Here is a 13,902-nt window from a genome sequence, read left to right as displayed (position 1 = left end):
TCAGGCCTCTCTTGACATCTTTCCCCGAGATAAATCGGTAAGTTGCTGATTGAAAAACTCCAACATTTCTATCGGCGCCATGCCGATGACATCGCTCTCAAGGCTGCGCGCGTACTGCGCCAGCGCCAGGCATTTCTGCGCCAGCATGTCGCAGCCCAGGCTGTAGTCGCTGCTGACCCGGCTGCCGACCGGCTCGGGCACGGGCGGTCCCGCGTGGCGGCCGGGCAAGCCGGACGGCATGTTCATCAGGGCCGCCGACAGGGGGCGCAACAGGCCGGTCATGATGTCGATCGAGGCGTTCATCAGGCGCGAGCGGCGCAGGCTGCCCAGCGGCTGCTGCGCGAAATGGTGCGCCATCAGCAGGAAGGTCAGTTCGTAGCACCCCTGATACAGCCGCATCAGCGCGCGCGCCTTCGGGTCGGTCACCACGCTGCAGTCCGCGCGCGCTTCCAGCACGGGATTCTTCAGCGCCGGCAGGGCCGGCTCGAACGGCTTGTCGCAGGCTGAAAACTTGCCGGCGACGGCACGCAGGCGGTGGAAATGGGACGAGGCGAAATGTGGCGAATCGACAGCCACGCCTTCTCCCTGCTCGGTGACGAAGTCGATGGCGAACAGCGCGCTGTCGCGGTCGGACACCTCCAGCTGGTAGCCGGGATAGGCGCGGTTGGTCAGTTCTTTCAGGAACAGGTGGTGTTCGCCGCCGCGCTTGCCGCCGCCGCTCTCGAACAGGCCGGGCAGCTCGGCCACGGCCTGGCGGATCGCCGTATAGAAGGTCGCGATGGATTTGCCCGGCGTGGGAATATAGTCGGGCCATTCGAAACGCACGAAGCGGGCCAGCACGTGTTCGGAAAATGGCTCGAAAGCAAATTCCGTGTCCAGGCCAAAACGCTGGCGCGCCTGCTGGCCCAGCACCGGGGTGCCGCTATAAAACGGTTCGCCCAGCGCCATCAACACATTGTTGACTAATAAGTAGTGAATCATTTCTTCATGGGCGATTTCCAGCAGCGCGCCGCGCGTACCTCTGTTGCGGCGCCGGTCTTCGCCGCCGCAGGCCAGTTCCAGCTCGGCCGGCAGCCAGCGGCCGGCCCGCACCAGCGCCGCCCCCTGCGCGTAATTGGGAATCGAATACGCGGCATACAGGTATTGCAGCATCAGCGACAATTCCAGGTCGATGGCCTTCTTCAGCTCGTCGATCAGCTCCGCCTTGCCGCCGATGACATGCTGTGCCGCCGGTTGCGGCAGCGCCGCCTTGGCCTTTGCCTCGACCTGCGTCAGGTATTTGAGGAACAGGCGCGACTTCGGCAGCGACAGTTCGCGGGTGCTGGGCATGTAATAGCTCTTGTCGCGGTTCTGCGGATCGCACATCTGCCACATCAGGCGCGAATACGTTTCGCACTTGCACTGGTCCGCCAGGCTGAAGACCTTGTCCGACATGAAGGGGTACACGAGCTCGTAGTAGCTCATCACATGCCGGTAGAGGAAGGCGTAGTCGACCTGTTCGGCCGGTACGTCGTCGAGGTCCCAGTCGTCAGGCAGCACGCGCACGCCGAGGTACTGTTTGTCGTTGCCGGTCCCCAGCACGATCCTGGTCGCGCCCGGCTGGCGGCCCGTCAGGGTCAGCGCCGTATAGCCATGCCCGAGCGGCGACGGCTGCTGCTGCACGGCCAGCAGCGCACCGTCCTCGGCCTGCGCCGAAAGGTCTGCGGGTGCCGCCAGCGCGCCGCGGAAGCGGCTTTGTACGGTGATCGTCTGCGGAAATTGCTCGTGCTTTTTCCGGTTCGGCGCTTCCAGGTACAGCTGGTTGCTGTCCGATTGCAGCACCCAGTCGGCTTCTTCCCACTGCGCCTGTGCGCTGCCCAGGCTGAGCGAACCCGAGGCGGCGGCATGTTGCAGCGGCACATCGAAGACGCCGTGATGGCGCCAATAGTCGCGGTACAGCTGCTCGGGAATCCGGGCCAGCAAGGTGCCGGCGCCGTCATGCAGCAACAGCTCGCCCAGCGCCTGCTTGCCGCCCAGGGCATGCGTCGGATGCTGTTCCGAGACGGCGCCCGTGCCGCGCGTGGTGAACGGAATGGCGGTCGGCATGTTGAACGAGACGCGGTCCGCATGTACTTTTACCAGCACCGGCCCCAGGCTGCCCTGGCGCGGCTGCAGCAGGCGGCCGGCCGGATAGGTGGCAAGCTCGTCGCGCCGCCACAGGCCGATGCTGCCGGCCAGATCGTAGAACACGGGCGAGTCGGGTTTTTGCGGCGTGGACATGTTGAACAGGCAATACTGCACCGTCAGTCCCAGCACCTCGTCGTCGGCCAGGGCTTGCTGCAAGGCATGCATGCTGGCCGGCAGCGGCAGGTCCGCATTGAACAGGAAATGCGGGTCCCCCTTTGCCACGGAAAACTGGAACAGCCTGGAGCGGCCGAATTCATCATCCAGGAAATGCCCGCTGCGTTCCGTGATATGGCCGCTGCCGAGCCAGCGCACCGAATGCGCCTGCGCGATGTCGGCGGTGAACAAGGTGGGCGTGTTTGGCGTGGCCAGTTTGTCGCTCAAGGTGAACTGGCCGGCGTAGATCAGCGTGGTGTCCGGCTGGGCCGGGTTGTTGTCGATCCACCTGGCGCGGTTGAACGTCGTACGCAGATACTCGTTGTAGTGGCCCCACAGCGCCAGCTTGGCGCCCACCAGCGCGTCTTGCGTATCGACCTCGCCATCGCGCAGCTGGACGCCCGTGATCCTCGCGTTCTCCCACGAGAAATGATTGTTGCCGCAAAAGTTATAGCCCGCCGCCTGGCTGAAGATACCGTCCGGATCGGGCTTGCCCTCCGCATTGAAACGGGGGGCAAGCTGTTTCAGGTGCGCATGGAATTCGGCCGGCGGCCGGCTCAGGTCGACAGCTTCGCCCGCCATCGATACCGCATTCGTGGCGATATCGATGTTGCCATGCGTATTGCGATTCCCGGTCGGCACATTGGCGCGGGCAAAACCCCGAAAATGCAGGCGGGGGAAGTCAAGTAGGCTCATGCGCGCTCGGTCGAGGTAGTGATGAAGGTATCGTTGGCGGCGGCGACGTCTTCCAGCTGATCTAGCCGTTGCAGCAACAGGCCGCTGGCTTGCTGGGCACTGATCAGGCTGCCTTCCATCCAGCCGCAATGCGCGGTATACGCATCCGAACAGGAAATGATGCCGTCCCGGTGCAGCAGGACGGCCGGGTGCTCGGCTTCCGGCTCCACGCAAAACTCGACGCCATGGGGCCAGAACTTGTGAAAGTGCGCCTTGATCTGCGGCAGCGGCTGACCGTCGAGCGGCAGCACTTCTTCCAGGTGGCTGCGGACACGCTCCAGGTACACGTCTTCACCGAGCTCGAGGCTGTCCCGCCAGTAGGCGGCGCTTTTGCTGTCGGTATAGAACAGCACATATTTGTCGCTCTTGAAGTAGATCTTGCGCAGGGGATTTGCCGCCATCAGCACCTTGTCGGTCAGCCCGAACGCGTCCCACCAGGCCGTGTCGAACGTCAGGAAACCCTTGAACAGGGGCAGCGAGTCGTACTGGAATGGACTCCAGGCGTGCGGGAAATCCAGGCTCAGGCGCGGCATGGCGGACGGCGGGATGGCCATCACCAGATGGCGTGTGCGGTGCATCTGCGTGTCGCCATGGTGGCTGAAGGCGAGCACATGCTCGGCGCCGGATTTTTCAACGGACAGCAGGCGGTGTTCGAGCCGGAATTCCACCCCGGCGGCCTGGGCCTGGTGCTGCAACTGGCACAGCAACGCGTGGTAGCCGTCGGTCGCATAGTGCCACTGGTTGGCGGCGTTTTCCGTAAAGTGCTGCGTTTCCGGGTGTTTCTTGATGATGTCGTAGGCCATGACCGCCGACACCATCGGCAGCAGCAATGCGTCATAGCCGGTCGCCTTGATGATGTGGGTGGCCTTGGCGGCGCCCAGGTAATGGCTGACGAACGCGAGGAAGGAGTCATTCGGATGCTCTTTCAGCATCGGGCTCAGGTCATCCAGTGTTGCCTTCAGCTCTTCCAGCACGCTATCGTGGGAGATGACTTCGGTGAACGGGTAGACCGCATGCGGCAATCCGCTACCCTGCATGAGTTGCTGGAAATGCGGATGCAGCTGCGGCGAGTAGCGGGCGGCGCCCAGTTCGGCGATTTCCTCGCCATCTATTTTCCGCGACTGGATGCGGCCGCCGACGGTGGCATTCAGGTCGAATACGTGGATGCGCAGCTTCCTGCCGGCGGCGCCGTCGATCAGCCGATTGGCGCAAGTCAGGCCGCCTATGCCGGCGCCGATGATGCAAATGTCAGAATACGTGCTCATACGAAATTCCTTTTTAACGTTCATTAAAAAAGCTGCAAAATCGTTAGCAAAAGTTTCCCCGGCACGTGCAGGCAAGAGAGGGGGAACGCTGGGTGTTACCGCACTTGGCGAGCGTTATCGGCTGGGAAATGAAGAGCCTGGCGAGAACTGGCGTTGCGTCTGGTATGGTCGATTCTTGGCAGCAGAGTTTCTGTTTCAAATCAAAGATGGCACCGACAATAGCCCGGGTATCGGGCTGTCAGTTTGATAAATATCAATGTAGTTGTCGTCTGCAAGGCGCGCGCTGATCAAGCGCGAATGTTGCTACGCTCATCGAAAACAGGAGGCACCATGTCCGAATTCATCGACTTATTGCAATGCTCCGCCATGGCTGCTTCGCTGCTGGTGGCGTCGCTGGTGGGTTCGCGCACGGCTGCGCGGCGCCTTGCCGGGTTCTAGATATCGCCATCGTGGTAGGCAAGGTTGTCGATGGCCATGCCTATGCGCTGGAGTTGCGGCGCCCGTGGTAGACTCGCTCTTGTGATAAATAAGCAAAGTTGTCAACTATGAATCAAAGTGCTCCAGAACGCGTCGTCGTCATCGGCGCCGGCATCGTCGGCGCGTCGCTCGCCTACCACTTGGCCAGCAAGGGCGCACAAGTCACCGTGGTCGAGGCGGGCGCCATCGCGTCCGGCGTGACGGGCACCTCGTTTGCGTGGATTAACACCTCCTGCGCGGGGATTGATCCCATCGCGGCCCTGCGCGGCGGCGCCATCGCGGCCTGGCGCCAGCTGGAATCGCAGGTGCCGGGCTTGACGATGCGCTGGCACGGCGCCTTGTCGTATGGCACGCAGGATGGGCGTGTGTCGCCCGAATCCATCTTGATTGATCGCTCGCGCATCGCCCGGCTTGAACCGCAGCTGCGGCAGCCGCCGGAACAGGCTATCTACGAACCGGAGCAGGGCGCGCTCGACGCCGTTGCCGCAACCCACGCCTTGCTGGCAGCGGCCGAGGCGCTCGGTGCGACCGTCCGCACGCATACGCCCGTGCTGGGTTTTACCGTTCAGGACGCGCAGGTGACGGGCGTGGAAACGGCCGCGGGCCTCATCGAGGCCGATATGGTCGTGCTGGCGGCGGGCACAAGCACTGCTTCGCTGGCGGAAAAGCTGGGCGCCAGCCTGCAGATCCACGCCTCGCCCGCCATCTTCCTGCGCTACCAGGCGCCGCCGGGCCTCGTGCGCGGCATCATTTCCAGCCATGCAATGGAAGTGCGGCAAGCCGAGGACGGGACCATGCTGGCAGCGGAAGATTATCTGGACGACGCGCCGGAAAACCAGCCGGCCGCCATGGCGCAGCGCACGGCCAGCGCGATTAGGGCAGAACTGGCGGGCGCCGAAGCCATCGTGCCGGCATTCGCCTGCGTCGGCCTGCGCCCCATGCCCGCAGACGGCGTACCCGTCATCGGCTACTTGCCGCAAGTGAGCGGCGTGTACGTGTGCGCCATGCATCCGGGCGTGGTGCTGGCGGCCATCGTGGGCCACCTGGCCAGCGGGGAAATCGTCGATGGCCAGCCGGCGCCAGCTCTGGAGGCGTGCCGGCCCGCGCGCTTTCTGGCATGCTGATTCTTAAGGCACCCGCGCCACGAACACGGGCAGGATGAATGGCTCCGGCTCCTGCGCATCGCCGTCCTTCGACGGGGCCTGCATATAGTGCTCGTTGCGCCAGTCCCCGTTCACCACGCGCTCGGCGATCAGAGATAAATCCTGCGTTTCGCGCAGCGCGCAGCGAAACGGCAGCCGTCCATGCGAGCGCGACACCAGGCTGAAGCGCAGCTGGCGGCATTGCGCGTCGTGCCAGCAATAGAACAGCATGTCCTCGCCAGCGAGCGCGCTGCTGCGGGCCGCGATCACCTCACCGATGAAGGCGACGATATCGGCTGCATGAATCTGCGGCGTTTCCTCGTCCGTGGGCGAAAAGCTCCACATATTGGTTCTGGCTTCGTGGTTGATGTCGTCGGGATCAATCTCCACGGCATCGTCTTTGGCCATGGTGAGCCAGTGGCTGAGCACCGTTGATAGCGTCATGTCAATCTTTCCATTTTCGTGCGTGCAAGCGGCTGGCGGGCAATGCGGTGGAGGCGTAGCCACTCATCGGCAACATCGCCCATGGTTTTCGCGGCGCCGTCGCGTATCCAGGCCATGAAATCGCGCTGGAACGTAAATTGCGGTCCGCATTGGGCAAGCAAGAAGCGCCTGACGTTCTGCGTATTCCTGTAGTGCACATCAACGACAGTGTGGCGGGAAATAATGCCGCCGTGCCAATCGAATTCCATGCTGTATTTCCTTTGCTGTATTACCTTGAATGGCCAGAGCGTGCCATTCTAGATCATGGGCAACAGTTCAGCGACCGTCCAACTGTCTCACCCCCTAGGCCCATCCGCCAACAACTCCGCCAGCCTGGTCGTCAGCCACAAACTCGTCTCGCTCAGCTTCTTGCCATGGATAGCCAGCCGCCGCACGGGCAGCCTGGATAAAGCCAGGGCAGGGCACGGCACTTCCTGCAAATACCCTTTGTAATTGTCGTAATTGGCGATGTTCAGGGGCAAAATCGCCCAGCCCAGCTCGTCCGCGACCATTTCCGCGATGCTGTAAAAACTGTCGGAAAACCAGACGGCGGGGCTGAAGGCCTGTTCGCGGTTGAGCTCGGAATCCATGATCAGCTGGCGGTAGCGGGTCAGCTCGTTGCGGCTCACTTCCTGTCCGTGCGCCATCGGGTGGCCCTTGGCCACGAACACGCCTTGCGCCACGCTGCCGATGTGCTGCTGTTCCAGCACGGGCGAGATCGGGCCACGGTCAAAATGAAAAGCCACGTCGGCTTGCTGCTGCTCCACGTATTGCGCCACCTCCGACGCCGTGGCGTTGAGCATGACCAGTTCCAGCGCCGGGTAGCGCGCCGCCAGTTCCTTGACCAGGGTGCCGATGGCCAGGTAGGGCAGGGCTTCGTCCAGGGCCAGGGTCAGCTGCGCTTCGGGCGCCTCGCTCAGCAGTTGGGCGCGCAGCTGCAAGCGCTCGGCCTGGCGCAGCAGTTCGCACGCTTCCAGGTGCATCACCTTGCCCGCTTCCGTCAGCACGGCGCTGCGGCGCGAACGGTCGAACAGTTCCACGCCGAATTCCGCTTCCAGCAGCCCGATCGAGGTGCTGACCACCGATTGCGCGCGGCCCAGCCGGCGCGCCGCGCCCGAAAAAGAACCGGCCGCGACAGCCGCTTCAAAGTAGCGCATTTGTTCCAAAGTCCATTGCATGGCATCCACCTATCTGTTTTACAGATGGATTTTAACTTGAATGCCATTCAGGGGCGACATAAAATGCTTTTACTAATTCAATAACACGAGATCCGCCATGAAAAACGCCCAAGCCCATACCCCCGCCATCCGCTTCAGCTGGTGTCACGACGTCAGCGCCGAAGATGCGCTGTGCAAGCTCTATCTTGACAACGTCAGCGCCGACTATATCTCCCATTCGGAGCTGCAGGGCGAACGCGCCGATGCCCCCGGCAACTGGCGCGCGGACTTGCCTGAAGTCATACGCGGCGAAATCCGCGCCGCCCTGTCGCACGACTGGGCACATGGCGATTCGACCCTGCTGGCCGTCGCCACGTCCGGCGACGATATCGTCGGCATGGCACTCGTATCGATAGACACGCGCCAGCGCGCCTCGAAATCGTTCGCCGCGCTGGATGACCTGGTCTTGCTGCCTTCCGTGCGCGGCAGCGGCATCGGCAGCTTGCTGGTGGAGTGGGTGGCCGACGAGCTGCGCAGCCACGGCATCGCCCGCTTGTTCCTTGAATGCGGCGCGCACAACCTGACGGCACAACAATTCTTCCAGGGCCGCGGCTTCAAGCACGTTTCCGTCGTCATGCTGCGCGAACTCGACGCAACTACAGCGAGTGCCGCCGTGGATGACAAGGATGGCGACCGTGGCTGACGCCCGCCGCCCCCGACAAGGCCAGGCCCGTGGCAGCCTGGAACGTAAGTATTTGCGCAGCACCAGATTTATCCAAACCGACAGTTGTTAAAAGTTACACTAAAACCCATGAGTTGTTTATGCATCCAATGAAAAAATGGCTGACGCTGGCCATCGTCTCCAGCGCCCTGTTCCTGATCGTGGTCGACATGACCGTGCTCTACACCGCCTTGCCCGCGCTGACGCGCGACTTGCAGGCCACTTCCTCGCAAAAACTGTGGATCATCAACGTCTACGCGCTGGTCGTCTCCGGTCTGTTGCCCGGCCTCGGCACCCTCGGTGACCGCTTGAGCCACAAACCCGTTTTCCTCGCCGGCCTGGCCGTGTTCGGCATCGCCTCGCTGTGCGCCGCGTTTTCGCCGGCTGCAGAATGGCTGATCTTTGCCCGCGTGCTGCTGGCCATCGGCGCCGCCCTGATGATGCCGGCCACCTTGTCCATCATCCGCCTGACCTTTACGGACAACCGCGAGCGTTCGTTCGCCATCGGCGTGTGGGCGGCGATTGCCTCCGGCGGCGCCGCGTTCGGCCCCGTGCTCGGTGGTTTCCTGTTGGAACATTACTGGTGGGGTTCCGTCTTCCTGATCAACGTGCCCATCGTGCTGCTGACCCTGGTATTGGCCACTGTCATCCTGCCGAAACGGGCCGGTAACCGCGACAAGCCATGGGACTTGAAGGGCTCGCTGCAAGTCATGATGGGTTTGCTTGGTGGCGTGTATGCGATCAAGGAGCTGGGCAAGTCGCAGCCGTCGTATGCGCTGGCCGCCTTTGCTTTCGCCGTGGGCGCCTTCTTCATGCTCAAATTCGTCCGTCGCCAGAAGCGCCAAGCCCGGCCGCTGATCGACTTCGCCCTGTTCCGCGAACTGCCGTTTTCCAGCGCCGTGGCCGCCGCCATGGTGGCGTCCGCCGCCCTGATCGGCATGGAACTGGCGCTGAGCCAGCACATGCAGTTGGTGCGTGAGCTGTCGCCGCTGGAAGCGGGTCTGCTGCTGTTGCCGCTGCCGCTGGCATCCGTGTTTGCCGGTCCGTTGACGGGTTTCATGCTGCCGCGCGCCGACAAGGCCAAGGTCTTGTGGGGTTCGCTGTTGCTGTCCGGTATAGGCATGGCATCGTATCTGGTGCTGCATGACGCCGCCGTCTCGGCGCAAGTGGCCAGCCTGGTTATCCTGGGCCTTGGCCTGGGCGCCGTCATGACGGCCGCATCGAGCGCCGTGATGCTCAACGTGGCTCCCCAACAAGCCGGCATGGCCGCCTCGATCGAGGAAGTGTCGTACGAGCTGGGCGCCGTGATCGGCGTGACGGTGCTGGGCACCATCATGTCGGCCGTCTACAGCGCCACCCTGGTGATCCCGGAAAGCGCGGGCCTGCTGCCGAACGCCCACGACACGCTCGACGCGGCGCTGCTGGCCGCCGAGCAATTGCCGGCCGAACTGGGCCTGCAAGTATCGGAACTGGCCCGTTCGGCCTTCGACAAGGCATTTATTGTCGTGCTGGCAACGGCTTCCGCCATCCTGATGGCGGCCGCCGCCACCATCCGCCACCTGCATCTGCGGGCACGCCGCGCGGCCTGCATGCCGGCCTGATCGCAAGCAACTGACCGCAAAGACCGGCACCAGCCGGCCTCATTGCCCGGCGACCGTCTTCCCGCCGGGGCCGGGCAACACCTGCCGGATCGCTGCCTCGACGATGTCGGGCGTCGTCAATGCCATCTGGTGGCTGGAATCGGCCACCATCCTGACCGCCTGCGGGTACAGCGCGTTGACGCCGTCGCGGGTGGTTTTATCCATCCTGAACGCGCCAAAGTCGACGGCGATCGCCGTGCTGGAGACGGGCCGGTTTTCCAGGCGTACCACGGGCTTGTCGATGTCAGGCAGGCTCAACACCATCTTGCCCGTCGCATCGATCTGTTCGATTTCGCGCCAGATGGCGCGTGAAAAGGCCAACTGGCCCACGATGCGCGTCAGCAATGGGAAATCCTGTACCGGCTTCACCATGCGCGGATACAGCGCATCGACCAGCACCAGGGCCTTGACTTCCTCAGGGTAAGTGCGGGCAAACAGCTGCAGGTACAGGCCGCCCAGCGAATGGCCGACCAGCACATAGGGCGGATGCAAGCCCTTGAAGCGCAGCACGGCGCGCAGCTCCTCGACGATGGTGCGGCCGTCGCGCGGCGCGGCGGCCGCTTCGCTGTTGCCATAGCCGGGCCGGTGATACGCGAACACGGAGGTGTCCAATGCCAGCCGCTCGGGCACCACGCCCCATTTGTCCAGCGTTGCGCGCGAACCATTCTCGAACACCACCACGTCCCGCGAGGTGGGATGGCGCAGGATCAGCGATTCCACCAGGCGCCCGTCGACCTTGTCGATGACGGGGGCGGGCAGGGTGGCAAGGGCGGGCTGGGCGGTGGCGGCACACAGTAAACATATCGGCAATAGCTTGAACATGGGCGTCTCCGGCAATAAAAATGCCAGCATGGCCAACGGCGACGCCCGCCGCACGGGCCTTGCGACGAATCGACAGCCAGGGCGACGGAAGGCAAGCGGGCAGGACGCGCTACATGGCCCGGAACAGGTGGACGAAGGCGCGGCTCACGGGCAGCTCGCCCGCGTGGCCGCGCATGCGCACGAATAAACGGCTGGCGTCGTCGCGGCGCGTGCCGTCCAGCCAGGCCAGATTGATCAGGGTAGAGCGGTGCACTTGCCAGAACTGTTCCGGATCAAGCTGGGCGGCCAGGTCCATGATGGGCGTGCGGATCAGGAATTCGCCATCCACGCTGGCGACGACCGTGTACTTGTCGTCGGCATGGAAAAAGCGCACCTTGGCCACGTCGAGGTGGTGCGTGCGCTCGCCCCTGGACGCGAGGATGTAGCGCAGCCGGGGGCGGGCAGGTCCGGGCGCGGCCGTCAGTTGCTGCAGCGCCAGTGCCATGGCCGCACTGGCGGGCGGCAAGGGCGCCACCGACCGCAAGCGCGCCACGGTACGGGCCAGCCTTTCGGTGGTAACGGGTTTCAATACGTAATCGAGCGCCGCCTGCTCGAAGGCTTGCAGGGCAAACTCGTCGAAGGCGGTGACGAACACCACGCGGGTAGGGCCTTCGATGCCTTGCGCCACCTCAAGGCCGGACAGCCCCGGCATCTGGATATCGAGAAAGGCGATATCGGGTTCCAGCTCGGCGATGCAGGCGGCGGCCTCGACGCCATTGCGCGCCATATGAATGATCTGCAAGTCCGGCCACAGGGCCAGCAGCTGGTCGCGCAGGTAGAGCGCCAGGTGCGGTTCATCGTCCGCGATCAGGGCGCGCGTCATGCGGCCTCCACTGGGCATGCGCTGGCGGCGCGCTGGTACGGCAGCTCCAGCACGGCTTCGGTGCCATGCTCGCGCCCGCACAGGAGCAGGCTGGCCTGCGCGCCGAACTGGGCCTGCAGGCGCGAGCGCAGATTGGCCAGCGCCATGCCGCTGCCCGGACGCGGTGGCTTGCCTGGGGCCGTCAAGCCCATGCCGTCGTCAAGCACGCGGATTTCAAGACGGCCCGCGCGCACCTCGGCATGCACGACGACGCTGCCGCCGTCCAACATGGGCGCCAGTCCGTGCACGATGGCATTTTCCACCAGCGGCTGCAGCATCAGCGTGGGCATGCTGGCCAGGCGCGCTTGCGCGCTGGCGTCGATGCGGAAACGCAGGCGCTCGTCCATGCGGATCTGCAGCAGGCACAAATACTGGCTGGCCATGTCGAGTTCCGCTTCCAGCGTGCTGTCGCCCTGGCGCAGCTGCGACAGGCTGGCGCGCAGGTAGCCGGAAAACGTTTCCAGCATGCGTTTCGCGCGCGGCGGATCGTAGTCCATCAGGCTCTGGATGTTGGCCAGGGTGTTGAACAGCAGGTGCGGCTCGATCTGCCCCTGCAGCAGGCGCAGGCGCGCCTCCGTCACCTCGCTTTGCAGCTGCTGCTGGCGCAGGCGCGAGCGCCACCAGGCCCAGTTGGCGCCCATGACAAACAGGATGAAGACGGCAAACTTGGTCAGCGCGGCAGGCAGGGAGACGAACATGCCCCACAGCTTGAAACCCACCAGTATCGGGACGATGGTGAAGCCGATGCTCATGCCGAGGATGATGGCGGCCAGGGACAGCGCGCCCAGGCCCATGCCGGCGCGGATGTCGCGCACATGCGACATGCGCTCGACGAGCGGCGTCGGCAGCCAGCGCCCGGCCAGGCGCAGCACGCCGAACAGGGTATGCACGATGCACAGGCAGATGCCGATATTCGGCAGCAGCGAGGCCCACCACCAGTGCGGCCGGTCGACCCGGCCGAAGATGGCGACGACGGCCATCAGGCCCAGTGCCAGGGCGATGCCGATCAGGGAGATGAGCAGCAGGCGGGTGAGGGTGGGCACTTCGTGCCGGGGGCGCAGTTCCCATAGGGAGCGCCAGCCCTGCAGCAGGGTCGTTTGTCTGGTCATGGGCGTAGTGTAGCGGCCGCTTGTCTTGTTGACCAGAACATGGCTTGCCGTTCGTCGGCCCCATTGTCGATTCGTCGCATGCGCCCGGCCATCCGCTGGCCCGGCTGTCAATCTGTGTTCTCACCCACCGATTACCAGGAGCCACATGAAGCACAGCATTATTTCCCTTGCCTGCGCCATCTTTTGCAGCGCCCAGGCAGCCGCCGCGGCCATCCTCCCTCCCATGGCCGGCATTCCCGCCGGTGTGTTTACCATGGGCAGCACGGAGCCGCGTATCGGCGATGGCAGCCATAATCCGGCCGAGGGGCCGCCCCACGAAGTGCGCGTGGCCGCATTCCGACTGGCAAAATACGAGACGACGGTGGCGCAGTTCCGGCAATTTGTTGCCGCCACCGGCTATCGGGCGGCTGGCGAATGCTGGGATTTCGACCGCACTGACGGCATCGCGCTCAAGGAGTCGGGCTGGGACGCCCCCGCGCATGCGCCAACGGACTACCACCCCGTCATGTGCGTGAGCTGGAACGATGCGACGGCCTATGTGCAATGGCTGGCGCGGGAAACGGGCCGCCCATTCCGCCTGCCCAGCGAGGCGGAATGGGAATACGCGGCGCGCGCCGGCACCAGCACGAAATACGCGTCCGGCGATGTTCCTGAACAATTGTGTAGCTACGCCAACATGAAAGACCGGCGTTTCAAGGCCGCGGCCTGGCGCGATCACGGCCTCGACATGCTCGTCACTGATTGCGACGATGGCGCCGAGTACACGGCTGTCGTGGGCAGCTATGCGCCCAACGGCTACGGCTTGCACGACATGATGGGCAACGTGGCGGAATGGGTGGCCGATTGCCAGCATCCCGACTACCGGGGTGCGCCCGCCGATGGATCGGCCTGGCGCAGCGGCTGCGAGGTGGAAGGCGACTATTTTATGACACGCGGCGGCAGCTATTCGTCCTCGCGCCAGGTGCTGCGCAGCGCCGCGCGCGGACATGGCGGACGCGGCAATGCCAGCAGCCTGGGCGAAGGCTTCCGCATCGCCGAAGACCTGGATAGCTGCACGGCCAGCCAGTGCGTCGATGGCGACGCCACTTTTGTCGCGGCGCTGGCAGCGGCGCGACAAGCACGAGACTGATG

General features: G+C 64.1%; 13 protein-coding genes. 5 read left to right on the top strand and 8 right to left on the bottom strand.

Annotated features, from left to right (window positions below):
• A complete protein-coding gene (vioB, locus tag OX462_RS14235) occupies positions 1–3,015 on the bottom strand; it encodes an iminophenyl-pyruvate dimer synthase VioB (protein WP_409026337.1) in 3,015 nt (1,004 codons plus the stop codon).
• A complete protein-coding gene (locus tag OX462_RS14230; RefSeq protein WP_409026336.1) occupies positions 3,012–4,319 on the bottom strand; it encodes a flavin-dependent violacein biosynthesis tryptophan-2 monooxygenase VioA in 1,308 nt (435 codons plus the stop codon). The genes vioB and OX462_RS14230 overlap by 4 nt, the downstream gene beginning before the upstream one ends.
• On the opposite strand from OX462_RS14230, the gene OX462_RS14225 reads away from it, so the two are divergent.
• On the top strand, positions 4,300–4,566 hold the full coding sequence (locus tag OX462_RS14225; protein WP_409026335.1) for a hypothetical protein: 267 nt from the start codon (positions 4,300–4,302) through the stop codon (positions 4,564–4,566). The two genes, OX462_RS14230 and OX462_RS14225, sit on opposite strands and share 20 nt — an antisense overlap.
• Before the next feature lie 298 nt (positions 4,567–4,864).
• On the top strand, positions 4,865–5,920 hold the full coding sequence (locus OX462_RS14220) for an NAD(P)/FAD-dependent oxidoreductase (protein WP_409026334.1): 1,056 nt from the start codon (positions 4,865–4,867) through the stop codon (positions 5,918–5,920).
• 3 nt (positions 5,921–5,923) lie between these two features.
• Here OX462_RS14220 and OX462_RS14215 read toward each other — a convergent pair whose 3' ends face one another.
• The 3 genes from OX462_RS14215 to OX462_RS14205 form a co-directional block, all read right to left on the bottom strand.
• Entirely contained in the window at positions 5,924–6,382 is a 459-nt protein-coding gene (locus OX462_RS14215) for a hypothetical protein (protein ID WP_409026333.1), read from the bottom strand.
• Positions 6,379–6,630, bottom strand: a complete 252-nt coding sequence (locus tag OX462_RS14210) for a DUF6434 domain-containing protein (protein WP_409026332.1) — start codon at positions 6,628–6,630, stop codon at positions 6,379–6,381. The genes OX462_RS14215 and OX462_RS14210 overlap by 4 nt, the downstream gene beginning before the upstream one ends.
• A gap of 87 nt (positions 6,631–6,717) precedes the next feature.
• The gene (locus OX462_RS14205) at positions 6,718–7,599 is read right to left on the bottom strand and encodes a LysR family transcriptional regulator (RefSeq protein ID WP_070310845.1); all 882 of its coding nucleotides are present in this window, start codon (positions 7,597–7,599) and stop codon (positions 6,718–6,720) included.
• Positions 7,600–7,696: 97 nt separating this feature from the next.
• Between OX462_RS14205 and OX462_RS14200 the strand changes: the two genes are divergently transcribed.
• Together OX462_RS14200 and OX462_RS14195 are read left to right on the top strand one after the other, a co-directional pair.
• The gene (locus OX462_RS14200; RefSeq protein ID WP_409026331.1) at positions 7,697–8,281 is read left to right on the top strand and encodes a GNAT family N-acetyltransferase; all 585 of its coding nucleotides are present in this window, start codon (positions 7,697–7,699) and stop codon (positions 8,279–8,281) included.
• Between the two features lie 128 nt (positions 8,282–8,409).
• Complete coding sequence (locus OX462_RS14195) at positions 8,410–9,900, top strand: MFS transporter (RefSeq protein ID WP_409028750.1); 1,491 nt, start codon at positions 8,410–8,412, stop codon at positions 9,898–9,900.
• Positions 9,901–9,939: 39 nt separating this feature from the next.
• Here the strand turns inward: OX462_RS14195 and OX462_RS14190 are convergent, their stop codons facing one another.
• The 3 genes from OX462_RS14190 to OX462_RS14180 form a co-directional block, all read right to left on the bottom strand.
• Positions 9,940–10,761, bottom strand: a complete 822-nt coding sequence (locus OX462_RS14190) for an alpha/beta fold hydrolase (protein ID WP_409026330.1) — start codon at positions 10,759–10,761, stop codon at positions 9,940–9,942.
• A gap of 109 nt (positions 10,762–10,870) precedes the next feature.
• Positions 10,871–11,623 (bottom strand): LytR/AlgR family response regulator transcription factor, encoded by a 753-nt coding sequence (locus OX462_RS14185; protein ID WP_409026329.1) that lies wholly within the window; start codon positions 11,621–11,623, stop codon positions 10,871–10,873.
• Entirely contained in the window at positions 11,620–12,771 is a 1,152-nt protein-coding gene (locus tag OX462_RS14180) for a sensor histidine kinase (protein ID WP_409026328.1), read from the bottom strand. The genes OX462_RS14185 and OX462_RS14180 overlap by 4 nt, the downstream gene beginning before the upstream one ends.
• 145 nt (positions 12,772–12,916) lie before the next feature.
• Between OX462_RS14180 and OX462_RS14175 the strand changes: the two genes are divergently transcribed.
• Positions 12,917–13,900: a formylglycine-generating enzyme family protein gene (locus OX462_RS14175; protein WP_070310754.1), complete on the top strand. Its 984-nt coding sequence runs from the start codon at positions 12,917–12,919 to the stop codon at positions 13,898–13,900.
• Positions 13,901–13,902 lie beyond the last annotated feature (2 nt).

Origin of the sequence: Janthinobacterium aestuarii (assembly GCF_046113285.1) — a bacterium.
Classification (GTDB): Bacteria; Pseudomonadota; Gammaproteobacteria; order Burkholderiales; family Burkholderiaceae_D; genus Janthinobacterium.
The sequence above is the reverse complement of the archived record's forward strand: the minus strand, read 5'-3'. Positions and strand labels throughout refer to the sequence as shown.

Excerpts from the sequence above, each read along its gene's own strand:
- OX462_RS14210 (WP_409026332.1), bottom strand. The coding sequence starts at position 6,630 with ATGGAATTCGATTGGCACGGCGGCATTATTTCCCGCCACACTGTCGTT.
- OX462_RS14215 (WP_409026333.1), bottom strand. The coding sequence starts at position 6,382 with ATGACGCTATCAACGGTGCTCAGCCACTGGCTCACCATGGCCAAAGAC.
- OX462_RS14195 (WP_409028750.1), top strand. The coding sequence starts at position 8,410 with ATGAAAAAATGGCTGACGCTGGCCATCGTCTCCAGCGCCCTGTTCCTG.
- OX462_RS14180 (WP_409026328.1), bottom strand. The coding sequence starts at position 12,771 with ATGACCAGACAAACGACCCTGCTGCAGGGCTGGCGCTCCCTATGGGAA.
- vioB (WP_409026337.1), bottom strand. The coding sequence starts at position 3,015 with ATGAGCCTACTTGACTTCCCCCGCCTGCATTTTCGGGGTTTTGCCCGC.
- OX462_RS14220 (WP_409026334.1), top strand. The coding sequence starts at position 4,865 with ATGAATCAAAGTGCTCCAGAACGCGTCGTCGTCATCGGCGCCGGCATC.
- OX462_RS14225 (WP_409026335.1), top strand. The coding sequence starts at position 4,300 with ATGTCAGAATACGTGCTCATACGAAATTCCTTTTTAACGTTCATTAAA.
- OX462_RS14205 (WP_070310845.1), bottom strand. The coding sequence starts at position 7,599 with ATGCAATGGACTTTGGAACAAATGCGCTACTTTGAAGCGGCTGTCGCG.
- OX462_RS14200 (WP_409026331.1), top strand. The coding sequence starts at position 7,697 with ATGAAAAACGCCCAAGCCCATACCCCCGCCATCCGCTTCAGCTGGTGT.
- OX462_RS14230 (WP_409026336.1), bottom strand. The coding sequence starts at position 4,319 with ATGAGCACGTATTCTGACATTTGCATCATCGGCGCCGGCATAGGCGGC.
- OX462_RS14175 (WP_070310754.1), top strand. The coding sequence starts at position 12,917 with ATGAAGCACAGCATTATTTCCCTTGCCTGCGCCATCTTTTGCAGCGCC.
- OX462_RS14185 (WP_409026329.1), bottom strand. The coding sequence starts at position 11,623 with ATGACGCGCGCCCTGATCGCGGACGATGAACCGCACCTGGCGCTCTAC.
- OX462_RS14190 (WP_409026330.1), bottom strand. The coding sequence starts at position 10,761 with ATGTTCAAGCTATTGCCGATATGTTTACTGTGTGCCGCCACCGCCCAG.